The 23,040-nt window shown below is 62.2% G+C and carries 18 protein-coding genes, 1 tRNA gene and 1 pseudogene; 14 read left to right on the forward strand and 6 right to left on the reverse strand.

What is annotated here, in order from left to right; genetic code table 11:
- The 11 genes and pseudogenes from AS156_RS45440 to AS156_RS42580 form a co-directional block, all read left to right on the forward strand.
- A pseudogene (locus tag AS156_RS45440) lies at positions 1-419 on the forward strand (hypothetical protein); the annotation flags it as partial.
- 92 nt (positions 420-511) lie between these two features.
- Positions 512-587, forward strand: a tRNA-Thr gene (locus AS156_RS37610).
- 188 nt (positions 588-775) lie between these two features.
- A complete protein-coding gene (locus tag AS156_RS37615) occupies positions 776-2,032 on the forward strand; it encodes a tyrosine-type recombinase/integrase (RefSeq protein WP_066515062.1) in 1,257 nt (418 codons plus the stop codon).
- 16 nt (positions 2,033-2,048) lie between these two features.
- Positions 2,049-3,080 (forward strand): hypothetical protein, encoded by a 1,032-nt coding sequence (locus AS156_RS37620; RefSeq protein WP_066515064.1) that lies wholly within the window; start codon positions 2,049-2,051, stop codon positions 3,078-3,080.
- 389 nt (positions 3,081-3,469) lie between these two features.
- The gene (locus AS156_RS42575; protein WP_136626620.1) at positions 3,470-3,706 is read left to right on the forward strand and encodes a hypothetical protein; all 237 of its coding nucleotides are present in this window, start codon (positions 3,470-3,472) and stop codon (positions 3,704-3,706) included.
- Entirely contained in the window at positions 3,703-4,014 is a 312-nt protein-coding gene (locus AS156_RS37630) for a helix-turn-helix domain-containing protein (protein WP_066515068.1), read from the forward strand. The genes AS156_RS42575 and AS156_RS37630 overlap by 4 nt, the downstream gene beginning before the upstream one ends.
- Positions 4,011-4,889, forward strand: coding sequence for a hypothetical protein (locus AS156_RS37635; RefSeq protein ID WP_066515074.1), 879 nt, complete (start codon positions 4,011-4,013; stop codon positions 4,887-4,889). The genes AS156_RS37630 and AS156_RS37635 overlap by 4 nt, the downstream gene beginning before the upstream one ends.
- The gene (locus AS156_RS37640) at positions 4,834-5,370 is read left to right on the forward strand and encodes a hypothetical protein (protein ID WP_066515076.1); all 537 of its coding nucleotides are present in this window, start codon (positions 4,834-4,836) and stop codon (positions 5,368-5,370) included. The genes AS156_RS37635 and AS156_RS37640 overlap by 56 nt, the downstream gene beginning before the upstream one ends.
- 220 nt (positions 5,371-5,590) lie before the next feature.
- A complete protein-coding gene (locus tag AS156_RS37645; RefSeq protein ID WP_066515078.1) occupies positions 5,591-7,036 on the forward strand; it encodes an ATP-binding protein in 1,446 nt (481 codons plus the stop codon).
- 55 nt (positions 7,037-7,091) lie between these two features.
- Entirely contained in the window at positions 7,092-7,340 is a 249-nt protein-coding gene (locus AS156_RS37650; protein WP_136626621.1) for a hypothetical protein, read from the forward strand.
- 65 nt (positions 7,341-7,405) lie between these two features.
- Positions 7,406-8,053 (forward strand): hypothetical protein, encoded by a 648-nt coding sequence (locus AS156_RS42580; RefSeq protein WP_136626622.1) that lies wholly within the window; start codon positions 7,406-7,408, stop codon positions 8,051-8,053.
- Positions 8,054-8,065: 12 nt separating this feature from the next.
- Here AS156_RS42580 and AS156_RS37660 read toward each other — a convergent pair whose 3' ends face one another.
- From AS156_RS37660 to AS156_RS37675, 4 genes are all read right to left on the reverse strand, one after another.
- Complete coding sequence (locus AS156_RS37660) at positions 8,066-9,241, reverse strand: tyrosine-type recombinase/integrase (RefSeq protein ID WP_066515086.1); 1,176 nt, start codon at positions 9,239-9,241, stop codon at positions 8,066-8,068.
- Positions 9,238-9,483, reverse strand: a complete 246-nt coding sequence (locus AS156_RS37665; protein WP_066515088.1) for a hypothetical protein — start codon at positions 9,481-9,483, stop codon at positions 9,238-9,240. Before AS156_RS37665 ends, AS156_RS37660 begins: the two co-directional genes overlap by 4 nt.
- Positions 9,480-10,697: a tyrosine-type recombinase/integrase gene (locus AS156_RS37670; protein ID WP_245313240.1), complete on the reverse strand. Its 1,218-nt coding sequence runs from the start codon at positions 10,695-10,697 to the stop codon at positions 9,480-9,482. Before AS156_RS37670 ends, AS156_RS37665 begins: the two co-directional genes overlap by 4 nt.
- Positions 10,698-10,791: 94 nt before the next feature.
- Positions 10,792-11,421 (reverse strand): DUF2303 family protein, encoded by a 630-nt coding sequence (locus tag AS156_RS37675; RefSeq protein ID WP_066515091.1) that lies wholly within the window; start codon positions 11,419-11,421, stop codon positions 10,792-10,794.
- A gap of 81 nt (positions 11,422-11,502) precedes the next feature.
- On the opposite strand from AS156_RS37675, the gene AS156_RS42585 reads away from it, so the two are divergent.
- Positions 11,503-11,715, forward strand: a complete 213-nt coding sequence (locus AS156_RS42585; RefSeq protein WP_136626628.1) for a ribbon-helix-helix protein, CopG family — start codon at positions 11,503-11,505, stop codon at positions 11,713-11,715.
- Positions 11,716-11,886: 171 nt separating this feature from the next.
- Here AS156_RS42585 and AS156_RS37680 read toward each other — a convergent pair whose 3' ends face one another.
- The gene (locus AS156_RS37680; protein ID WP_136626623.1) at positions 11,887-18,909 is read right to left on the reverse strand and encodes an LPD38 domain-containing protein; all 7,023 of its coding nucleotides are present in this window, start codon (positions 18,907-18,909) and stop codon (positions 11,887-11,889) included.
- Between the two features lie 191 nt (positions 18,910-19,100).
- Entirely contained in the window at positions 19,101-20,141 is a 1,041-nt protein-coding gene (locus AS156_RS37685) for a phage tail protein (protein WP_066515093.1), read from the reverse strand.
- A 490-nt stretch (positions 20,142-20,631) separates the two neighbouring features.
- On the opposite strand from AS156_RS37685, the gene AS156_RS37690 reads away from it, so the two are divergent.
- Positions 20,632-21,075 (forward strand): hypothetical protein, encoded by a 444-nt coding sequence (locus AS156_RS37690; protein WP_136626624.1) that lies wholly within the window; start codon positions 20,632-20,634, stop codon positions 21,073-21,075.
- A gap of 759 nt (positions 21,076-21,834) precedes the next feature.
- Entirely contained in the window at positions 21,835-23,034 is a 1,200-nt protein-coding gene (locus AS156_RS37700; RefSeq protein ID WP_066515104.1) for an XRE family transcriptional regulator, read from the forward strand.
- The last annotated feature ends 6 nt before the right edge of the window (positions 23,035-23,040 follow it).

Consider the following 23,040-nt stretch of genomic DNA (forward strand, 5'->3'; position numbering starts at 1 on the left):
CGCCGAAGGAGGCGGCAGACGAGCCGCCTGCGCCCAAGCAGGCTGAGCCGATCGAGGTGAAACCCGCGGCTCCTGCCACCCCGGCCGCCCAAGTCTCGACTGCTCAAGTCTCGGCCGCCCAAGCCTCGGCTGCCCAGGACAACGCCCCGGCGCCGCCCGTGGAGGCCGAACCTCCCCCCGCCGAGCCCGCTCCGCCGCCCGAATCGGCGCCGCCGGCGGCTGCTCCGTTGTTCCGTTCCCGCACCGACCTGCCCAAGGCCGCGCCGGCGCCGATCCCGGCCGTGATCCCGATCGTCCGCGCCCCCGATGACCCCGGAGTCGACGAGGAGGGCGTTCCGGACGAATTCGCGGAACAAATCGGCCCGCCCAAGGCCCAGATGGGCGGCTGGAAGGGATTTTTGTCACGTTGGGGGAGTTAAATCCGCGAAGCTACGGCCCGGCTTGTCCTTGCCAATCGAGGCCATGCCCGATATCAGGTGGCGCGCAATATCAGGCAATTGCCGAACGGTTCGCCGCAATAGCTCAGTTGGTAGAGCACGTCATTCGTAATGACGGGGTCGGGGGTTCGAGTCCCTCTTGCGGCACCACTTCGCTTTCGCAGCCGTTCTCCACCGTTCGTTTTGAATACGCAAGGTACTGAAATCAGTGCTCTTTCGCGTCATTCCGTTCGCTCCAGTTCTCTCCGGTTCGTTGACAGCCGCGAAATCTGTGGTTCTTTTGGTGGTGCCCGGCACAGCGGGCGATTCCGAAAAGACCACACTTCGGGGACGGGGAAATGGCGGGCGGAAAGCTGACAGACAAGGCCGTTAAGAACGCCAAGCCGGGTGAGCGGCTTGCGATTCTGTCTGACGGTGGTGGACTGCAATTATGGGTGACGCCGACAGGCGGTAAGCTCTGGAACTACGCCTATCGGTTTGGTGGCAAACGCAAGCGGCTGGCGATCGGACCTTACGGCAAGGATCCGGCCGGTGTGCCACTGGAAGCAGCCAGGAAGCGGAGGGATGAGGCGGCCGGCCTATTGCGAGACGGTGTGGACCCGGCCACACGGAAGCGCCAGGTGAAGGCGGCACGGGCGGAGGCGCAGGCGAACACGTTCGCCGTGGTGGCGGACGAGTTGCTCGACAAGAAGAAGCGCGAAGGGGTCGCTGTTGCGACTGCCGGCAAGCTGGAATGGTTGATAGGTCTCGCCAAGGCCGATCTGGGGACGCTCCCGATCGTGGACATTTCAGCCGGCGAGATCCTCCGCGTTCTTCAGCCGCTTGAAGCGGCCGGCAAGTTCGAGACGGCCAAGCGCCTGCGCGCCGTCATCGGTTCGGTGTTCCGCTACGCTATCGCCACCGCGCGCGCCGGCAACGATCCGACACAAGCCCTGCGCGGTGCAATCGCTTCACCGAAGCCGCAACACCGCGCCGCGATTACAGATCCGAAGGCGTTCGGCGGGCTGTTGCGGGCCATTGAGGGCTTCACGGGGCAGCCAACAACCAAGGCCGCGCTGCAACTCATGGCGCTGCTCGCCTGCCGTCCTGGCGAATTGCGGCACGCGACCTGGATGGAGTTCGATCTTGACGGTTGCGTGTGGGAGGTTCCTGCCGAGCGGACGAAGATGCGCCGGCCTCACCGCATTCCGCTGCCGACGCAAGCCGTGGAGATCCTGAAGGCATTGCATCCCGTCACCGGACACGGCGCCGCCGGACTGCTGTTTCCGGGCCTGCGCAGTGTGAAGCGGCCGATCAGCGAGAACACGTTGAATGGCGCGCTCCGGCGGATCGGATTCTCCCAGGACGAGGCGACCGCGCACGGCTTCAGGTCCACCTTCTCCACCCTCGCCAACGAAAGCGGAAAATGGAGCGTCAACGCCATCGAGGCGGCACTGGCCCATATCGAACCCAATGCGGTGCGGCGTGCCTATGCACGCGGCGACTATTGGGATGAGCGCGTGAAGATGATGCAGTGGTGGGCTGATTATCTCGATACGCTGCGGCAGGGCGGGCGCGTGGTGCCATTCAAACAATCCGCAACCTCTGCCAGCTGAACAGGGAGCGTCGAACGTGCAAGCTGCGCAAGCCCCCCAGGACAGCTGGATTCCAATAGGTCTCGCGATCTTTCGCTTCGGAATTGCGGGCAGTGATGACTCTGTGACGAGTGAAGCGCCCATTGCGGGAGCCGATCTATTTTCGAAGAAGGCGTTCGAACAAGCAAAAGGCCGCGAGGGGGTCTCAAGGATCGGGTACGAGCCCAAGCCGCCGACGCTTGAGGATCTCGCCGAGCATCTTCGAAAGCACACTGGTGCGTACCGAGCTGAAATAGATCGAAGAGATGGAAGTTTTCTATTCTCTTTCCCGGTGCCAGGTGGAGGAGAAGTGTCTCGGGGCGGCGCGCCTTGGGCGATACTGCGGGAGCCGGATGAACCGCCGGAGCTCAACCCGCGGATCGCAGCGCTATTGAGCAGCTCTGGCTTAGCCAGCGACCAGGAAGCACCGTACGAGGGATTCGCCAAGATCGGCGCCATCGAAGCGGCGGAAGGAGCTCGACAGTCAGAAGCTGTGCGCTTTGCAACCGGCCTCGTTTGGCGGAGGTTCATGCTGCCGGCGTTTGATCGCGCTGTCGACGCAGGTCGGGTGACGCTATACGCCCGCGTGCCGTCGCCTCGCGACGATTTCCAAAGACTGCCTACGGATATCTGGTCCCAATTGGAGATCGTGGATTGGGAGCTTGGAGTGGCGCGCGACATACAAGGCACGCTCTACAGCTCCATCCATGTTGCTGACGCTGCGTCACCAATCACTGCAACCCAGGTTGGACGGTCGTCGAAGAACCCGAAAGATGATGAGCCGTCGGCGCTCCACCAGCAGATTCGCGAGGCAGTGGAAGAGATCCGGTTGAGTGGTGGCGTGCCCGCAAGGGTAAAAGAGCGCGACGCGGCTATCGCAGCCTGGTTTCGTGGGAAAAATCAGACCCCGCCTAGTGAACGATCGATCCGTCGCGCGTTAGCTGATGCGTCACCCACCGGTGGGGAAGCGGTACCCCACAGGGAGACGAGGCGAACTGACGACCTAAAACATCACGGCGAGAGCGAATAGACGTCGGCCAATATCGGACAAGTGCGGACTTGTCCGCACTTGTCAAATGACTGTTCGTGCGAGTTCTCCGATGCATGCAGCAAGTCGCGCTCGATAGAGCGGGACCTCCACAGTCCGAAAGGAAGTGCTGCATGTCGTCCCCTCCCACTCCCGATCAAATCGCGTCTCCATCACCCGCCGCGATGACTATCCCAGAGTTTTGCCGTTGGGCGCGCCTCGGCAAGACGGCAGTCTACCGCGAGATCAAGTCTCGCCGTCTCGTGCTCCGCAAGGCAGGCGCTAAGAGCCTGATCCTCATGAGCGATGCCGAGGCATGGCTGCGCTCACTGCCCACAGCGTCGGCGGCCTAACCAATCCCCAAACGAAAACCCGGCGGCACGATCCACATCTTGGCGGATCTGATCGTGCGCACCGGGCTTCATAGGATCTGCAAAGTGAAAACGAGTACCAAGCGCTCCCAAGAAACGCAATTGATTTCCGGCTCTCCACTCATTCCCTGGCAGCCGGTTGTGGATCAGCCGAGCACCCGTGCCGGCCAATTCGTTGCGAGACGATACAGCGTCGCCCCTGCTGTTGCTGATCTGATCGCCAATTTAGCGGGCCTCGGAAGCGAGGTGCGCTCATGAGTTATCCGGAACACCCGGGATTCAAGTCCCTTGGCACGAGCAGCATCGCCGCTCGCCGAATCGCGTCGCGCGCGACGGCTCTGCGAGATCGGGTCTACGCCTTCCTGAAAGAGAACTATCCGGCAGCGTTCACGGCTGACGAGGTGGCGGACAGGTTGGGGGCGTCGATCCTGAGCGTCCGCCCGCGAGTGACAGAGCTACGCCGTGGCAACATGATCGAGCCTACTGCGGAGCGCCGCACGAACGCGTCAGGCATGAGTGCACAGTGCTGGCGCGCGAAGGTGAACGTTACGGAGGCTGCGCAGTGAGCGAGCGAGGCGTCTTCGCAGTCGATCGCGGCATCTGGGATCATCCGAGCTTTGCCGACGAGCCTCTGACCGAGCGCGAGGCGTGGATCTGGCTGATCGGGGAGGCGTCGTTCAAGGCGAGGACCAGGCGCATTGGACCCATGGCGATCGAGCTAAGGCGCGGGCAGGTCGCGGCATCGCTCCGCTTCATGGCCGAGAAGTGGCAATGGAACGACTCGCGCGTGCGGCGATTTCTGGATCGTCTAAAGGCCGTCGCTATGATCGACACAGCGACCGACGCAGGTATCACCGTCATAACCATCTGCAACTACGACAAGTATCAGCGCGTAGCACTTCCGCGCGACGCAGCTATCGACGCAGCAAATGACGCAGCTACGACGCAGCAACGACGCAAAGAAGAAAGCACTGAAAGCACTGAAGGTAGTTCCGAACTACGTTCGGCGCCGCCGGTGGCAAGTGCGCCGGTCTATACGGATTCGCGACACGAGCTATGGGGCGAGGGCGTTCCCATCCTGATCAGCCTTGGCATCGCTGACCGGCAGGCGCGCAGCATGATCGGATCTTGGCTGAAGTCGACGAAAGACGACGCACAGGCCGTGCTCGGCGCCATCCAGCGGGCTCGCGATCACCGCGCGCACAACCCCATCCCGTGGATCACGAACGCACTGCGAGGCAAACATGAACGAAATGGTACCTTTTTCCCCAATTCCAGTGCCGACCAATCCGGCAGCGCTGCCGTCATTGCCGGCGTGGCTGCCGCAGCGGAGCGCCGCGCTCGGCAGCGCAGTACAGCCGGACGGAACGGGGCGGCATCGGGAGATGATCACGCTGCCGAAGGATCTGATCCTGAGTTCTTCGGAGCGCGGCGAGGTTGAGCGGCACATCGCCGAACTCGATCGCTTCACGCGGCTGGATCAGCCCGTCGAATATCGCGGTGCGACGCTGCGCAACGATGCAGCGCTCGTGGCCATGATTGCGGCGCTGCTGCTCAAGGGCGGCCGCAAGCTCGACAAGGAGGCGTCCGACGCCGCGACCGAGGACTATTTAGACGCACTTGAGGACTTGCCGGCGTGGTCCGTGCGCGAGGCAATCCGCGGCTGGAACAGGGGCGAGAGCGTGCCACTGGACGGCAAGAAGCATGATTTCAACTGGCGTCCGGAGCCGCCGACATTGCGGCGCCTGGCTGCGCACGAGCTCGCAGGCGTGAAGGGCCGCATCGTGTCGCTCCGAAAGCTGCTCGCCGCCGTTCCTCTGGTCGAATACAGCGACGAGCACCGGCAGGACATGGTCGACCGCGTCGCCGGGCTGTTCAAACTGCACGTCGTTCCCACTGAAACCGAAGGAAAAGCAGCATGACGGCGAAGTCGGGGGCACACCCGATTCCGAAGGAGGCGCTCGATGACCGACTCGCCTTCGTTGGCACTGCGGGATCTGGGAAAACCTACAGCGCCGGGAGCGGCTGCTGGCTGCTAGGGCTCGCGTAGTCGTTATCGACCCGCTGGGCGTATGGTGGGGTCTGCGGCTACGGGCAGACGGCACCACAGCTTCCGCTTTTGACATCCCAATCTTCGGCGGGGTGCACGGTGACCTTGCCCTGACCGAGCACGCTGGCGCGCTGATCGGCGAGACCGTTGCTGGCATGGCCGAGAGTTGCATTCTGGATTTGAGCCAGATCGGCACGAAGGCTGGCGAGCGTCGGTTCATGCTGGCCTTCTTGACTGCTCTTTACCGCGGTGTGAACGGATCGCCGGTCCATCTGATTCTAGACGAGGCAGATATGTGGGCTCCTCAGCGCCTGCTCGACAAGGAGGGCGAGGCCGCGAAGCTCCTCGGTATGATGGAAACGATCGTTCGGCGCGGTCGGGTGAAAGGCTTCATTCCGTGGCTGATCACCCAGCGGCCGGCGGTGCTGTCCAAGGACGTGCTGAGCCAGGCGGACGGCATCGTGTCGTTCAAACTGACCGCCTCGCAAGACCGTGACGCGATCGGCGCCTGGATCGACGGCCAGGCTGACAAGCAGGAGGGCAAAGCTATTCTCGCCTCCCTGCCCGGCCTCGAACGCGGCCGTGGCGTGATCTGGATTTCGACGCGCGGCATCCTTGAGACGGCGGTCTTCCCGCAGAAAGCCACCTTCGACTCCTCTCGCACTCCGAAGCGAGGTGAGAAGCTTCAGGAGACGACCCTTCGCCCGCTGGATCTGGGCCGGCTCAAAGAACGTCTATCCAAGGTCGAGACCGAGACAAAGGCGAACGATCCTAAGGCGCTGAAGGCCGAGATCGCGGCACTCAAGCGCGAGGCCGCCGCCAAGATTTCAGCCGTTGATCCCTCGGCGGTCGAAGAGGCCTATGAACGCGGCCTTGCGGAGGGCCTAACGCGGGGTGAGAACCGTGCCAAGGCGGCGCTGATGGCGGCACACGACCGGCTCAGGGATGCACTGGCGGTCGCCGGGAACGCGCTGGACTCGCTGGACAACACCATGCCCGTACGGCCTCTCCGGCGGCAAGTCGCGACGCCGTCGGTGCAGTGCCGGCCAGCCGCGCCGCCTCCGCATCCCAACGGCCAATTCAGCCGTTCACAGCATCGCGTGCTCCGGTCACTCGCAATGTGGAAAGCGCTCGGCCACGAGAATCCATCTCGGGAGATGGTCGCCGCAGCGGCCGGATATAGCCCGTCATCGGGCGGCTTCAACAACCTCTTGGGCGGTCTCTCGACGGCGGGCGCGATCGGCAAGCCCATGGCTGGGCATGTTAGCCTACTCACGTCAGTAGACGAGATGACCGTCGATGAAGGCAGCGACCTCCTGCTGAGCTGCCTCAGCAATCCGCAGCGCAAGCTGGTAGACGTCTTGAAAGGCACCGGCGACCTTTCCCGCGACGAACTTGGCAAGCGCACTGGCTATTCTTCATCGAGCGGCGGCTTTAACAATCTGATCGGATCTCTGACCACGCTCGGCCTAGTCACCAAGCCGAAGGTCGGATACGTCGCCCTTTCCGATTGGGCACAAGAACTCCTGTCCCAGTGAGGCGGTCGACGACGACGGGTGCCAGCGCCCGTTTACCGTCTGGAAAGCTCTCTCATTGTCCAATGCCAACATGGCATCGATCCGTATGGAAGTTCGGGATCTGGAAGGTACGCTGCTGCCCGCGTACTGCGACGACTATGATGACCCAAGTTTTTCGATCGATCTCTCAGCTGTAGCAAAGTTGATCTTGCGAACCATCCGCCAAGCTGGCCAACGCGCTGCCTGCGTAGTTCAATTCTTTCGCGCCGGTGAGCTCATCGGGTCATGGTCCCTTGCTCGCGAGCATCTAAGCGGCGCAGAGTGACCTACGTGATTAGGCTCGGCGCGGTCATCTGCTAGACGCCTTGCCCGCTTTCCGGAGGTTGATTGATGCGCTTTAGGCTTGTTTACCATGGCGAGTTGCCTGGCAGCGGAAATAGTTCCAAAAAGCCTGCTGCGGTTCGAGCGATCAGAGATCAACTTCATCCTCAGCTGCAATTTCTCTGGGCAACTCACCAAGCTCTTAGGCGGCTAAGAGAAACGTCGATTGTGTCTTCGCATCCAGGTCGCGATCTCGACCTGTCCGAAAGCCCTTTTCATGCACCGCGTGATCTCAGCAAGTTTCCGATGCGTGATTACGAAGTGGACCTTTGCGAGCCGATCAAAGAGGGGGACAAGAGCTATGTTCCCTTGGTACGGAAATCACTCGATCTGAACTGTCACCTCAACATCCTGTTTTTGAGACAAGAGGATCCAGGTTCATTGGTCCTGCAGGGCGGTGATGTGGACAACAGACTGAAAACATTGTTCGACGCCTTGAGGAAACCCGATCCCGACGTTGCCATCCGTTATCCGCAGGCGCACGAGCCTCTTTACTGTTTGCTCGAAAGTGACACGTTGATCTCCGGCTTCGACGTCGACACGGATCGTCTGTTGTTTCCTCAGTCGAGCGACAACAGTGAGGTCTTTCTGATCATCGAAGTGATTGTACGAGTGCTCAATATCGGGCCGTGGAACATGAGCTTGCTTGGCTCTTAGCCTTGCATAACCTCAGCCGTCGTTGGGTGCGGACGACTCACGGTGAAGGTCCATCGAGATCAGGAACATGGCCTCGCCGGCCAGCCGCTTCTGCTCGGCGGCCTTGGTGTAAACCCACGCCATTCGGGGCGAATCCCAATCGAACATCGCCATCAGCTGGCGATCGGTGGCGCCGTTCTCGGCTGCGATCGTGGCACCAGCCTTCTTCAGGCCATGGGCGGAGCACAGCGGCAGGCCAGCCTCGTCGCAGCGGTCGCGGAACCAGTTGCCGAAGCCCGCCTCGCTGAACGGCTTGCCGTAGTCGGTGACGAGGAAGGTCAGGTCGCCCAGGATGTCGGCGTGCTCGACCAGTGCAGCCTTCAGCACCGGCACGAGCGGCTTCTGCGAGACCGTGCGGCGCTTCTTGAGCGTCTTTTTGGGGATGTACCTGATCCACTCGCCCAGCTGGCCGGGCACAGCGCCGCGGCAATGCTGCTTGCCGAGCGACACCATGTCCTGACGACGCATGCCGGCGAAGAGGAGCAGGCCGAGCGCCAGCAGCGCCTTGCGCGAGCGCCTAGTCTTTTGTTCGGAGTGGTAGGCCACGAACTGCTGCACGTCGGGGATCAGCCACGTGTAGTAGCCAGCGCCCTTGGAAGCCTTGCCAGCCTTGATGTCACGGACGGGATTGCCGGACAAATGGTCGTTCTCGACGCCCCATGAGCACAGCGCCGAGAGGTGCTTGCGGCGGTTGGTGCGCGCGCCCCTGCCGTCCTTCATCTCAATGAGGCGCTTCATCTTCTTCGCCGAGAGGTGCTTGAGCGGGCAATTCCCCATCGGATCGGGATCGTCGTCCTGGTGCGCGATCAGGAAGCACGCCTCCAGATCATTCTTGCGGGCACGCTGGCTCTCGGCATCGAGCGAGAGGAACTCGTCCTCGCCCTTCGAGGCGAAATACTGCACGCCGAGCCAGCCGAATGTGCCCTTCTCCCAGGCGCGCGAGAGCAGAGCATTACCCTTCGGTCGCTTACTTGGCGGCGCGCCGAGCTTCTCGACGGCGGCGGTGTAGGCTTTGGCGAAGGCTGGCGTGCCCTCCTGCTCGCGGATCCTGATCCGTTTGCCGTGGCGGCGCGCGTAGATGCGCCCGTTGCCGTGGCGATCGGGCTCACGGCTGAGATAGGGCAGATCGACCTCTATGGCGATGCTCATCCCCGCCGATCCTCCCACTTGGAGGTCTCGGGACTACCATTGAAATAATCCCCCAGTCGCCGCTTTGGCGGAGGGGATTGTTCCATTTCCTTGGGGGGCACCAAAGAACTGACATCGATCGGCTTATCGCCGACGATTAAGGTACCGTCTGGCTTCACCCCAACTACAAACAAGCCGGCGCGCTGAACCCCTTTGATGGCGCGAGCAAGCGACGCTTCGGTGAAAGTGAGGGATTTCGTCATGTTAACTCATCCGGGACGGGTAGTAGACCGTTCGGATTTGTCGGCGACCTGCTCGTCGTCGCCTGGGCCTGCCCGGCTCGCTCGAACGCCCGTCTGATTGACACCTCGTCCTCGACGTGGCGAGTGTAGTGCGTACCCATGCGCAGCGATTTGTCGCCGATCAGGCGCGCCACCTCGTCGTCGCTGGCGCCATTGCGCTTCCACCAAGCCGCATAGGAGACGCGCAGACCGTGGAGCGTGGTTCCCGTCCCGATCTTGCCGTCGCGCTCGCGATCCCTAAGCCAGTGCGAGACGCGGGTCTGCATTTCCTTCTCGCTCGGCCAGGGCGAGCCGTCATCGCGGATCGCGATCCTGCCTTCCGCGCTGCGCATCTTGCGTTCGGCGAGGAAGGCTTGCAACTCGGGCAGAACCGGCAGCAGCGTGGCCTTATTGTTCTTCCGGCGGGTATACTGGATGGCCTTGCCAGTGAGAGGGTGATCGAGGATCTGCTCCTCGTTGAGACCGACGATCGTCTGCCCGGCAAGCCCGGCATAGCGAGCGATCATGCAGGGGATCAGCACTTCTGTCGGAGCGTTCTCACGCACGAACATCCATTCATGCGCAAACCATTCGCGATTGGCGTTGGGATCTGCCTTGTGGATCTTGTCCATGCCGAAGCACGGATTGCAGGCCATCTTCTTGCGCTTGACCGCCTGAGTGAACATCGAGGACAGCGCCGAGATCATCTTGTCGGCGAAACGCCCCCACTTCTCCTTGGCACAGCGGTCGCGCAGATCGTAAAGCTCTGGCGTGATGATGAGATCGAGCGGGCAATCGAAGACACCCTTCGCCTCCAACCAATCGAAGGTCTTTTCATAGTCGGAACGGGTGGCATCCGATAGCTTGTCGTACCTCGGGCAATCGGTTCTGAACCACGCCACGAGCGAGCCGAGTGTACCCCCTGCATACACGCGGGCGAGATTGCGCTTCCGGTTTGCGTTGTAGGCGGTCAGGACGTCCGGCTCACGAAGTCGGCGCAGCAATGCCTCGCGGTCGCCTTGGAAACCACGCAGGATCGCGATCGGGGTTCCCCGGATGTAGACGTAGTGTTTGCCTGCTGGGCTGCGGACGATGTTCAAACCCTTGAGCTTCATTTTTAAGAGCACCGAAATATCAATGATGGTGCGGGTAAACCGGCCTCCTGCGAAGAGCAGTTGGCGTTCATGTCCCCGCAATACCCGCAGTTCACCTTCGTGAAGATGGCCCCCGTCCGACGCTCGCCGTGGCGCTCATTTTTGAGTCTGCCGCCGAGCCGCGAACCGTAGTCGGTCAGTCTCTGACCGAGCCCATGATAACGGGCACGGACGTAGCAGCGGCGATCTCATCGGCGATACGCGAGAACTCCGTCTCGATGATGACGCGCGTGCGCACTAATTCCAGACCAAGCGACTTGCCAGCGTTGCCGTCCTGGCTGTCGTTGGTCATCGCTCTGACGTCGACCTTGAGCTCGCCCGTGAACACCGGGATGCGCAAGGTGAAGAAGGGCGGAAGCACAGCGCCCTCGACTTTGCGCGCAGTCGCGAGCAGCAATGCAGCGGCCGGGGAGGCGATATCGTCGGAGTTGACGTCGATGATGTGGGCGAACGCCTTATGGTCGTACATACGTCCGCTAATAGCGTTCCACGTATCCCACTCATAAGAACGCGAGAGGCACAGCACGGCGCGATGTTCGCCGAACCCTGCCTTGGCGCTGCCGGCGGTGTGGTAGTCGATCACGGCATGGACTTCGAGTTCATCAACGTCCGCGAAGATCACCGTTTCCGCGGTCTTAAAGCGGTTGACGTAATCGATCAGAGACTGGCTCTGGTCGACGTTGACAAGCTGATCGATGAACGCCCGGTCGGCATGGTTGTGAAAGGGGAAGTGGGATGTGGTAGACAGGTTGGTAGCCTGGTCCATGGGAGCACTCCGTGGGTTAGGTTAGAGCCGGGGCGGAAGTTGGCGCTTCCCCTCGGCTTGATTTTAGTGTACACGAAAATTATGGCGAAGCAAGCAAAAACTGTACACAAAAAATCGAGAGGCAGACCAAGCGGTCAACGATACGCGGAAACGATTCCTGCGCGCTTGGAGCCGTCTACGGTCGCGGCGGTCGATGCGTGGGCCGCAGCAAGCGAAGTCTCGCGCTCTGAGGCCATCCGCAGGCTTGTAGAGATCGGACTGAAGGCGAAGAGGAAAGGCACAGACAGAGAATAGCAACAGCACGGCAAACGTTGCTGGCGCCGGTACATTGGCGTCTCTTGCCCAAGTGAAGGCTGGCGATGCACCGAGCGCTGCTCAGCAAACGGAAGTGAGCTTTAGCTTGCGGGAATTTCGACCTCGGCTGCCACTCGAACAGCAGTTTCAATCTCCGCATACGGCCATTTCTCAAGGCCGTGTGATGCGCTGAGCCTGTTGCAGTTTTGCGGATGCGACCCGGGCCCTATTCTGAACTTCTCGCATCCGCTGCCTGATTTGCTCAATCGCTGCATGCTTCGCGTCATAGGGTTGAGCGCTTGCCCTGACGCGATCTTCCTGCGCTCGCAGGTCTCGCATCTGTCGATCGGCTCGATCGAAGATGGATTTCTTGCTTTCACCACGGTGCTCGCTGACGAAGCGTGCCGCGTCCTGGTCGCCGGTGCGGCGCTCTTTGCGCGCCTGCTTGACGGCGTTCGCTTCGCCTCGGGCTTCGTCCCGCGCCTGGTAGTAGGCGTATTGGTCCGCCTCCGGTCCCACCCTGCCGACGAACCGGCGGAGAACCGGTGTGGTCTCAGGCCTCCACTCGTGGTCCACCACTCCCGAAACGATTGTATTCCAGCCCGACTTGAGGAAGTGACCGACGCCGCCGACGACGGCGCCGACGATGTAATCGAAGGTGCCTGGGTGAACATCGATCGCGCCGCTCTCGTACTTACTGCCGCCGGTCAGATCGTTGAGCGTCTCCGCAACCCACTTCGATGCGCCCGACGTCGAGCGGAATGCCTGTGTCGAATCCGGCAGGCCCTTCGATCGGTCACTGTTCGGATAGATCGCCCGGCCGGTCCAATCCTTGTTGGCCTCGATATGCACGAGCGGACGAAATACGGTCGGGACAATCTCCCTCCACATTTCTGCCTCGTCGCCCAACGGGTTGAAGGCGTTGATGGTCGAACTGAGGACCGCGGCCGCGGCCTTCGTCGGCTTCTCGGCGCCAGCCATGATGGTCGCGGCCTTCGACCCGACGACGCCAAACGGAGCGAAGCCGTAGGGTAGCGGGATCTTCGCGTAGTAGCCATTGGTGAGCATGACCACGACGTTCTTGTCGCGCTCCCAGCTCGGGATCTTCATGTAGTTGTAGGTACCGGCCTCGTCCTTCCCGCCGGCGCCGAGGTCCCACGCGGTGGTCGCCACATTGGCCGCAGCCAGCATGCCGACCGCTGCCCACACCTTCGTATTGCGCGGATGGAGCGCGCGCATCATGCGGGCGATGCCCTGGATGCCAGCGTTGCCGAAGGCGTAGAGCGACGAGACGATGGTGCCGAGCTCGCCCTTCTTGTTGAAGTTGACCGTCAGGTTGCGCGCCAGCATTGCAGCGTCAGGCGTCGACATGCCTGCGTCCTCGGCCGCCATGAAGGCCGCTAGGCGGGTCGCGTTCTCCAGTCCGCCGCCTGCGACTTCGAGCGCCTTGCCCGCCTTCTCGCCCAGATCTTTCAGGTTGTTGATCGGGCCTCCGGAGAGCCGCCGGAGCTTGGCGTCGACATTGCGCTCGATCTCATCCGGATCGTCGAGGCCGAAGAAGTGGATTCGGCCGCCCTCGCGATCGAAGCGGTGGAAGGCGTCGACATACTCGGCGAGCGGCGAGCCGGCCGGCGCCGTCTTGCCGGCGAGCGCCATGGTCGCGCCGCGGATCGCCGGGAATACGCGCTTGGCAAAGTTCCTGGAGAATTGCCGCTGACGCTGTTCGCCCAGGTTGATGAACGCCTCGCTGACGTCGCGCGAGAGGTTCGGGATCATGAACTCGGGATTCCACGCGGTGGCGAGGCGGCTCATGGTGTGCGTGACGGCGGCCAGCATCCGGACGGCGGAATGCGCGTTGGCGCTGCCCATGTTCTTCAGCGCGCGCGCCAGATTGAGGCCGTCGGCGCCGAGCATCCGGATATAGACCGGCTTGCCCTGCACCTTGGTGGCGAACACGTTGTCGTCCTGGTGCGAGAGATTGTCCGGCCGGTTGTAGACGAGCCCCGAGACCTTGCTGATCTCCTTGCGCATCTGCGGCCGATTGACCACCCACAGATCCGGGTCCGGGTTGGCGCGCACGAACTTCAGGAAGGTGTTGCCGACCTTGTTCTTCTCAGCGCGTACCACCGCGCCCTCAGCCTGCATGATCGAATAGGCGAGGGGGCTGGCGGCGCGGCTCTTGCGGCCGAAGGCCTGCTTCACATCCTTGCCGCGCGTCTCCATGCCGCCGGTGCCGAAGTTGAAATGCTCGTCGTCGGAGCCTTCCTGCCAGCCGCGCAGCGGGACGTAATACTTGTAGGTGCTGTTCATCGCGTCGAACGTGTCGCGATCGATGAGACCACCATCGAGCAGGACGCGCCGCGTGCGGGCGTTGAGCGCGTCGACCATGCGCGCGACGGCGAGATAGTCGGGCAGCTTGCCATCGGCGCGGATCGCGCGGATGATCCCCAGCGCCTCGTTCTGGCTCATGCCGGAGCCGCCCACCTTGTCGGGGTCGGTCATCGCCTCGTAGAAGTCGTGGCCGGGCTCATAATGCTGGCCGAGCTTCTGGTTGCGCTCAACGGCGTGGCGCGCATAGAGGAAGTCATCGAGCTTGTTGAGATCTATGTCCCGGGCCTTCATCTCGCGGATGAGCGGGTCGATCTGGTGTTCGCGCAGCTGCTCCAGCCGGTAGCCGGTGCGACCGTAGTAGAGGCTTTCGGCCTGATACGCGGACAGTTGCGTATCGGTGTTGCGCTTCAGCTGCTCCGCCTTCTGCACCCGCAGGAACTTGTCCTGCAACTGGACGCGGGCCTCGGTCGCATTGAGATCGCCCAGGCGGCCGAGCAGGCGCTTGCCGAGCAGATCATTGAACGACTTGTCGAAGTTGCTGGTTGGCTGCGAGAGGAAGCTGAATACGCGGCTGGGTTCGCTCAGTCCTTCTTTTTCAGACGAGCGATCATTTTCTCGGCTCTCTTGATGTCCTCGTCGCGCTGGACCGACGGTTCGAGCGACCTCAGCACGGTCAAATGACGCTCCCATGTTTCCAGGGTGTCGAACGGTCCCGGCGGGTCGATTATTGCGGACAGTAGCCGTTTCGGCATCCGGAAACTCCCGTTTGAGGAGCCCGACGGCCCGCTCCATTGCATCAGATAGACCCTCCATCTTTAGAACTGAAGGATCGAGCTCGAAATTGGTCTTGTAGTCGATGACACCGCCGCGGTGCAGCACCGTATTGATGAGGTGTGCCCAACCGATCTCAAATGCTTCCTTGAGCGCCTCGTTACCCGGTCGGAGCGCCTCCGCGTGAGCCGTCTGCAGCAACAGATCTTCAATCCGGCGCCAGAGAGTTCGGAGGCCGCGGTAGGCGCCTGTCACGTCATCGCGACGTGTGCCGATCATATTCCGCCATGCCGGCATCAACTCGACACGATAGATCCCGCCGCTATGACCGTGCGCCCAGATGGTACGAATGCCGGGCGAAGCCAGAAGACTGATGTCGTCGTCGCTGAAGCTGCGGTTGCGGGGGTGGTTGTGATGAATGACTAAGTCGCTCGCTGGATCGAAGAAGGCTTCTTCCATCGTCTTGGTGACAGCGATACCGTTGGTTGTCCCTTCTGCCGAAAAAGCGAGCTTGCCGCGGGCATCGATCACGCGCAGGTGCTCGTTACCGGTGGCGCGACCGAGCTCAAGCACCTGCGCCTGAGCCGTGCCGCCCTGCGGCTGAATGGACGCTCCCGGCTCGTTCAGGCCAGCCGGCTTTCCGCCGAATTGCTCGTCGACCGCCCGATCAAAGAGATCGTCGAAGTCGACCTTGGAGGAAGCGGCCGGTGCAGCTGCGGGCTTATTCAGCGTATCGAGGAGGTCGACCTGGTTCTTCTCGTCGCCGAACAGGCCGGTATCGGCAGGCTTCTGCGCCACCTTGGGCTTGAGCGGTGCATTCGCCCCGCGCTGCGTCATCGTCTTGCCCGATGCCTTCTCAGCGCCAGGGATGACGGTCTGCTCGTTGTTGTCGGCGCCCTTGTCAATGGGTGTGACCGGCGACTTGCGGTCGTGGCCTACGCCTTGCGCTGCTTCTCCGCCGCCTTCTGTGCGAGCTTTCGGAACAGGTCCGCCATCGCGGTCACCTTCTCGGCTTCCTTCGGATCGGCCTTCCTCTTGGCGACCGCGTAAAGCTTGCTCGCCATTTCCTGATGCTGTTGCGGCGTGAATCGCATCGTTGGCTCCTTGGCCGAATGTATCAACAATCGAGGGCTCTGTCTGCTCATAGAGTTTGTTGTCGTGGTTCACTTGCCAGACGGCGGCGTATTCCACGGCGGTATCGAGATCGTAGCCATCGACCACCATGGCGCGAGCGGCGGTGTCGCGAAGATCCAGTGGCAGGGCCGGATATTCAGCCTCCAACGCCTTGTGCGCTTGGCCGTAGGCCGCCTCGTGCTGCTCCTGCTCATACCGCTCGCGCTCGCTCTCCCGACGGCGTTCACGCTTGGTCTTTGTGCCCTCGTGGCCCAGTGGATAGCGGTGATTTCCCCGCATGCCCTCATCGATGGCGTCCAGCAGGTCGCGGATGGTCGAGGTCTGGTTGTGCTCACCCATGAGATAGCCGGCTTCATCGGCCATCTCGCGCGCGCGATCGAGATGAAGCCCACCATCCTTCACCAGCTTGCGGCGGCCCCCGAAGCCCCGCATGATCACGAGGTGCTTATGCGCATCGAGCGCTTCGAGCTCGGGATGCGGCTTCAAGCCGCCCTTGGAAGCGATGAATTGAAGAAGATTTTCCGGCGCTAGGCTTTTGAATGCGTTGGCAGCTGTGGTGCCTTCGGCACGTGCTTCACTAGACGCCTCACTGGATGATCGCTGTCCAGCGCTGATTTGCAGCGCGTGCCTGACCTGCGGACCATAGATCTGTTCCAGTTGCGTGGGACTGAGTAGATTTTGCTGCGCGGCATTCTCGATGACGGCGTATTGAAAGGCGACGTGTGGTGGAAGGTCAGGGTTTTCTGCAAGGATCTCCGCCGCGCGCGCAACATCGACGGGCAGCACGCGATGGAAATCGCTACCAAGAACCGCCTCGATCTGGGCGTGATGCTCTGCTGTCGGTTCAGTATGCTCGTTGCCAGGTGCGACTACACTCTTTTGCTGAGATTCATCCCCCGCACGAACCGGCGAACGGCCCCCGTCCGACGGCGCGTGTGGCAACTGCGGGGAGCCCTCGTCGCTTGCAACAGCTTCGGGCTCCCCGCCCTTTAGCGGCTTGGACGTGTCGCCATTGAGCCAGTCCGTAAGCTGGTCGGGCGTCTCGGCCTCCGCCTGCGCAGGGCTCTTGGGTTCGGCCGGTACCGCAGCGTCGATGTCGGCCGCGGTGGTCGCCTTGATCGGCGCGGCGCGGGTACCGGGTGTCGGGTTGACGGGCTCTGCGGAGCCGATCTCGACGCGCGCATGATCTCCCGGGCGCGGCGCGAGTAGCTGGCCGGTGCCCCATGGCTTACCCTCCGCATCCCGCATCATCCCGCCTTCCACGGACGAGATCGGGATAGCCTTGCCCTCAACGTGCAGCGTGACGGTCTTGCCCTGATCGAGCGCGGTTTTCACCTGATTGGCGACGTCAGCGCCGACCTTGCGCATATCAATCGCGCCGCTTTCATCGGCGTGCCGCGCCATCAGGCTGCTGCGGTCGATAACCGATACAACCTTATCCGGAGAGGACGTTGTAGCGGTACCGGCCTGTTCGGTTGTATTCTGCTGCGGACGCTCGCTTGGCCTCGTTGCCTGCGCACGTGCCAGATAATCGGCCCGCTGCTCAGGTGTCATCGCCTGGATATGCGGCTCGCTCCAGCCGGCGTCGCGCAGGATCTGATCCTCGTCCCGCTTCTTGGCGTGCGCCTCGCGCTGCGCCTGCTCCTCTGGGGTGTCCCCCTGCGCCGTGTGACCGGTCGACGACGTGTCCCGGAGGTGCTCGTTGACGGCGTTGTAGAGGTCGGCGTCCGACATCTTCGACGGGTCTTGGCCCGGCTCGAAGGTCCGATAGACGCGCTCCATCTTGGCGCGCATCTTCGGATCCATGGTGTAGTCGGCGCCCATGCCTTCGCCGGTGCCGGGCGGCGGCTTCTGAGTAGAACCGGGGCCGCCTTGGTTCGGCTTCGGTCCCCCACCGGTACCGGACTGGTTACCCCCTTGTGGCCCACCGCTTCCGGAGCCGGGTCCGCCACCGGGCTGTGGGCCGCCTTGCGAGCCAGCGCCTGCCGCGCCGGTATCAGGGCCACTAGAGCTCGGCTCCGGCCCAGGAAGAGAACCGGCCGGTGGCGCGCGCGTATCGTCCGCGGTATCGATCCGCACCTCGTCGGGCTTGCTCTCGAACGCATGGTGCAGGCCGCCCATGAGGCCGCCGGTGATGAGCGAGGCGATGATGCGCTTCGCCTCGGGGCTGTAACCGGCTTTCGGGTCATAGTCCTTCGCGATCTGCTGAAGGACATATTCGCTTGCCTCATTGGCGCTGGCGAAGGAAACGCCGGAGGTGAGGATCTTACCGATCAGGCTTTGCGCGAGCTTGCCGGAGCCGAGCGGCAGCGATCCAAGGATACCGGCCGCGCTCGCGGACTTTTCCGCTGCGGCGGTCGCCGTCGCCTCGTCGGCGCCCTTGGCTATCGCGTCGTCATAGACGTGGCCATAGGTCGATGCCGACATACCCTCGAAGCCAGCGGCGATGCCGAGCGCCGGATTGGCAGCGGCAAGGGCTGCGTACGGCGCGATACCGCCGATCATGGTGCCGACCGTGCCACCGAGCGAATTGCGCTCCTGCGGCGACATCTGCGGCGCAATCGAATTGACTGCGTTGCCGGCCTTGTAGAGCGCGTTGTCGACCGGGTTCTGCGGCGGTACCGGCTGATCCTTCGGCGGTTCACCGGGCAGCTGCCACGGCGAATTGAGCGTGTCGACGCCGAGACCGGCCTCCACATCGATGGGCGTAGGCGTCGATCGCGCGCCAGCGACAGCGAGGCCTTTCATTGCACCGCCGACAGCCTCCGCTGCACCGGCAGGAACACCCTTCGCGAACGCTACGGCGTTGCCGCCGACGCCCAGGGCAGGCTGCGGCGCCTGCGGGGACTCGACGGCGGTACCGTAGCTGGAGAGATCATCGGTCGACGGCTGATCGGGCAGGGCATCGCCGAAGGACGAGAGGTCGGGCGCCTTGTCGGGCTTCGCCGCCTTCGCCATCTTCGGGGTGAAATCGATGTCGGTGTTGTCAGCGCTGTCGAGCCCGAGCTTGCGCGCGAGCCGTTGAGACAGCACCACAGGATCAGACGAGAACGGCTCCCCTTCGGCCGCCGACTGATAGTGCGATACGAGATCGTTCCGGATCTGATCGAGGCTTGAGCCGCCGCCAAATACGGAACCGTCGAGCGCCATCAGTAGCGAATACCAAACAGGACCACGGCCGACTCAGGCCGAGCTTCACTGCCGCCCTGAGAACCGGTGCCGAGCGTACCGACGCCCGGAGCACCCGTGATATTGTGGGTGTGAGCGCCGGCCAAACTGATAGAGACGCTGATTCCGGTGGTCGAGTTTTGCAGGAAGAACGAGCCGTCAGAGCCGTTGTTGATTTGCAGGCCGGTCTGGGCTTGGCCGGAGGTGTAATTCTGGTAGTTGCCGAAGAAGCGCCACGCTTGGTTTGGAACGTGCGCGTGTCCAGGATCAGTGACGGGAGCGCTGTGAGTGTGAGCACCCTGCGAATCCGTCCCGAGGGTGCCTGCCGATGGTGCGCCAGTGATCGAGTGCGCATGCGCCGCGTTCTGGTTTGATAGATAGGTGCCGACCGAAAATGAGCCGGAGGACGATCGCAGAAAGCGGCCCGTATCGGTGAAGTTCGGCAGGGTAAAATGGAGGCTATCAACCGATCCCCACGTCGTGCCGATCGCTTGGTAAAGATCTGGGTGATCGGTCCTAAGCAGCGAGGCGCCGTTACAAGCCATCCAGCCGCCCGGGAGACTGGGGCCAGCAAACTGTCCGATCATGCCGACATCGGCGGCATCCATACGCGCCAGAAAACCGCTTCCAGGCCCGTAGCATAGGACATGCTTGTTAGTGCCTTGCGGAATCTCGATCGTGTTGGCTGCACCGGCGGCCTGCAAATGAACCGCGAAATTTCCGGTTGTCGAATTGTTGAACAGCCAGGTCTTGGTGAGGTTCGGCACGATGATCGTGACGTTCTGCGTCAAAGCGCCCGTTACGACCTGAATGTGATCGATGTCTTGCCGTAGCGCCGCCGGGGGCGGCAAGCTGGAGAGATCGACTGTGCCGCCGGTGGAGTTGATGTTGTTCCTGCCCGCAATCGCGCGCTCGGTCGGCACGGTGCACGCATTGTTCTGCGTCGCGCCCCAGTTGTTGTTGTTATTTCCCGTGCCTTGAAGGATTAGGCCGAGGATAGAGCCATAGTTGTCAGCAACCATGTCGGCAGGCCTCTCGCGTAGAGCACCCGGCGTTTCGGCGATGATCTCGGAGTGCGGCGGATCAGGCCGCCTTCACTGGCCGGAGCTCAGATGCTCACCGACTGAAATAACCTGATTTGCGGTGAGTGGGAATATGTTCCTATAAGCCAGACGAGCTTTTCCCTGACAAATCCGGTTGCGATTTGTTCGGCCAGGAGTCGACGGCCCGGCTTCGACGCTTATCGGGAGTTTCGATGGTCGTTCACGCCGTTCGCACGAGGTGTCTCACTGTCTCACTCGGTGACTCGAAACAGTCGCATGCCGGTGGAACACCCTCATGGAACGCCCGAGATGAGCTTCTAGCCGGTGAGCTTCAGCCACGGATGATCATCAAGGGGGCGGCACTTGGATCAAACGCAACGGTGGGGAAGGTCGTCATTGGTACCACTCCCGGTTGACGCGCGGGCGGAGCAAGCGGCAGGATGCCGCGCTTTTGGCTTGGGAGGGGTTGATGAGGTTGGCGGCGGTGCTCTTGATGCTAAGCCTGAGCCTGACGGGCTGCCTGTCGGTACGGCAAGAGGACGTCGACGCTTGGACGGGACGGCCGGTGGGAGAGTTGGACGTCCATCCGGTGTTCCTGACCATGAAGATGATGCGGACGGTGACGCCGGACGGGACCGAGATCCGCAACTACGTGAACTCCAAGGACGTGATGTCCTGTGGCGGTGGGGGCGCGGTCACCCCTGGGTTCAAGCCGCAGGGCTATTCCGCGATCGCGGCGCCGACTACCTATAGCTCAAACGTGATGTGCACGAGCTCCACGCCCACCTGCAACAACCTCTTCTACATCAAGGGCGGCATCGTGCAGCGCTTCACGCCGGTCGGCAGCGGCGGCGCGCGGTGCTTTACCGACGAGCGCATGCGGCCGGGGTTCAGCGGGCCGGTGAACTACTAAACTATCGCTATCGAACGCCTCCGCTCGATCACTCATTCGTCGTCTGTAGCCCCGCGACTCTGTGGTGCTTTCCGTGGTCGGTTCTAAAAATCGCGCAAAAAACTGCGAGTAACATCAATCTGATACTGGCATAGTGGGATGCCCTCTTGCGCACCAGTTCATGCGAAAACCTCCGTGATCGTACCCTCAAGAGGGAGATCGCCCACTCGGCTGAGCGCGACCGGGCTTGAGCACACGAACCGGCCGGCGCTCAATCCTGAGATGGCCCCCAAGCACCACCAACCGCCCATTTCTGGAGGCGTCTGCAAGACCCTGCAGAGAGCTTCGCCGGGCTCGCGCCAAGAACCATCCTTGCCGAGCGCGCAGCGGAGAAGCGCCAAGCCGGTGAGGCGCTGATCCAGGAAGCCGACAGTCGAATGCCAGTCATAGAATGAGCGGATATGGGCGAACGGCGGCCCCTTCGATCGCAGCCCCACGATCGACCGCGCGATCAACGGCGGCTGCCCATGGCTGGAGAGCGAATGCAGCCGCTGCAAGGCAAAGCGCGACGTTGATCTTGCCGTGTTCCAACATGTGCCGGCGACATGAGTGCACGATCTCGTCAGCCGGCTGGCCTGCGCGAAGTGCCGAACCGCCGGCAACGCTGTTGCAGCTATGGGCACGACCGCAGCGCGCCGAATGAAACTCGCCGGGAACGGGTTTTCCGATGCGTTAAAGCGGTTTGTGCTACCGTTGATCGCGCATACATAAGAACACGCCATGGCAGCACGGACGAAAGCATCAAATAATCCGGCCCTAATCACTTGGGCGCGCGAGACGGCTGGCTTCTCTGTCGCCGAGGCTGCCGCCAAATTGAACGTGTCCGAAGAGCAGCTATTTGCATGGGAAAATGTCGCATCGGACGACGCGCCTTCAATCCCTCAACTCCGCAAGATCGCCGGTTTGTTCAAGCGCCCGCTCGCGGCGTTCTTTTTACCCGAGCCGCCAACGGGCTTCGCTGTGATGCGCGACTTGCGCCGCTTGCCGGGCTCGGGCACCCGCCATTTTAGCCCAGCCCTTCAAATGGAAATCCGCGCGTCCAACGAGCGGCGCGAGCTTGCCCTGGAGTTAGCTTCCGATCTCGAAGACGAGCCGCCGCAATTCAAGCTCTCGGCAAAGATCACGGACGACCCCGAAGCCGTCGGCGCAAAAATTCGAACCGCGTTGGGCGTCACTGACGATTTGCAAGCCAAGTGGAAAGACGCGGACGGTCGTACTGCGTTCGCCGCGTGGCGAACGCGCATCGAAGAGACGGGCGTTCTTGTTTTCCAGAGCACAACGTTCACTTCGGAGGAGGCGTCCGGCTTTGCGATATCGTCCGGGACGCTGCCGGTCATCGCGGTCAATCGAAAGGACCCGGTCACGCGCAGAACGTTCAGCTTGCTGCATGAGTTCGCGCATTTGATGCTGCACGTTAGTGGCGTGTCCGAGCTCGAAACGGACGTGACGAGACCTCCCGAAGACCAGCGGATTGAGATTTTCTGCAATCACGTCGCTGCCGCCGCGCTGATCCCGAAGGTGAGTTTGCTAGCTCAGCCAACGGTTGCTGAGCACAAAGCGCGGTCCGTGGCGTGGAAGGATGGCGAGCTGGCTGATCTTTCACGGCTGTATGGTGTCAGCCGCGAAGCTCTTTTGCGTCGATTGCTTACATTCGGGCGCACCACTCCCGAGTTCTATTCATTGAAGCGCGCTCAGTACAACGCGGAGTATGCGTTGCTTAAAAAGCGCCAAAAGGAAACTCCGAAGGAAATGAAGCGGAATATGCCGCAGGAGACCATTAGCACCATCGGCCGTCCGCTCGTGCGCATGTTGCTCGGCAACTACTATCAAGACCGCCTGTCGCTGAGCGCGCTGTCTGGCTTTCTCAATCTGAAAGTCAAACACATTCCCAAGCTGGAGCAGGCTGTAGGGATGAGATAGTTCGCA

The organism is Bradyrhizobium macuxiense (assembly GCF_001542415.1).
GTDB classification, from domain to species: domain Bacteria; phylum Pseudomonadota; class Alphaproteobacteria; order Rhizobiales; family Xanthobacteraceae; genus Bradyrhizobium; species Bradyrhizobium macuxiense.

Excerpts from the sequence above, each read along its gene's own strand:
- AS156_RS37630 (WP_066515068.1), top strand. The coding sequence starts at position 3,703 with ATGAGTTATCCGGAACACCCGGGATTCAAGTCCCTTGGCACGAGCAGC.
- AS156_RS37615 (WP_066515062.1), top strand. The coding sequence starts at position 776 with ATGGCGGGCGGAAAGCTGACAGACAAGGCCGTTAAGAACGCCAAGCCG.
- AS156_RS37665 (WP_066515088.1), bottom strand. The coding sequence starts at position 9,483 with ATGACGAAATCCCTCACTTTCACCGAAGCGTCGCTTGCTCGCGCCATC.
- AS156_RS37690 (WP_136626624.1), top strand. The coding sequence starts at position 20,632 with ATGAGGTTGGCGGCGGTGCTCTTGATGCTAAGCCTGAGCCTGACGGGC.
- AS156_RS42585 (WP_136626628.1), top strand. The coding sequence starts at position 11,503 with ATGGCGAAGCAAGCAAAAACTGTACACAAAAAATCGAGAGGCAGACCA.
- AS156_RS37640 (WP_066515076.1), top strand. The coding sequence starts at position 4,834 with ATGATCACGCTGCCGAAGGATCTGATCCTGAGTTCTTCGGAGCGCGGC.
- AS156_RS42580 (WP_136626622.1), top strand. The coding sequence starts at position 7,406 with ATGCGCTTTAGGCTTGTTTACCATGGCGAGTTGCCTGGCAGCGGAAAT.
- AS156_RS37685 (WP_066515093.1), bottom strand. The coding sequence starts at position 20,141 with ATGGTTGCTGACAACTATGGCTCTATCCTCGGCCTAATCCTTCAAGGC.
- AS156_RS37660 (WP_066515086.1), bottom strand. The coding sequence starts at position 9,241 with ATGAGCATCGCCATAGAGGTCGATCTGCCCTATCTCAGCCGTGAGCCC.
- AS156_RS37675 (WP_066515091.1), bottom strand. The coding sequence starts at position 11,421 with ATGGACCAGGCTACCAACCTGTCTACCACATCCCACTTCCCCTTTCAC.
- AS156_RS37680 (WP_136626623.1), bottom strand. The coding sequence starts at position 18,909 with ATGGCGAAGGCGGCGAAGCCCGACAAGGCGCCCGACCTCTCGTCCTTC.
- AS156_RS37700 (WP_066515104.1), top strand. The coding sequence starts at position 21,835 with ATGGCAGCACGGACGAAAGCATCAAATAATCCGGCCCTAATCACTTGG.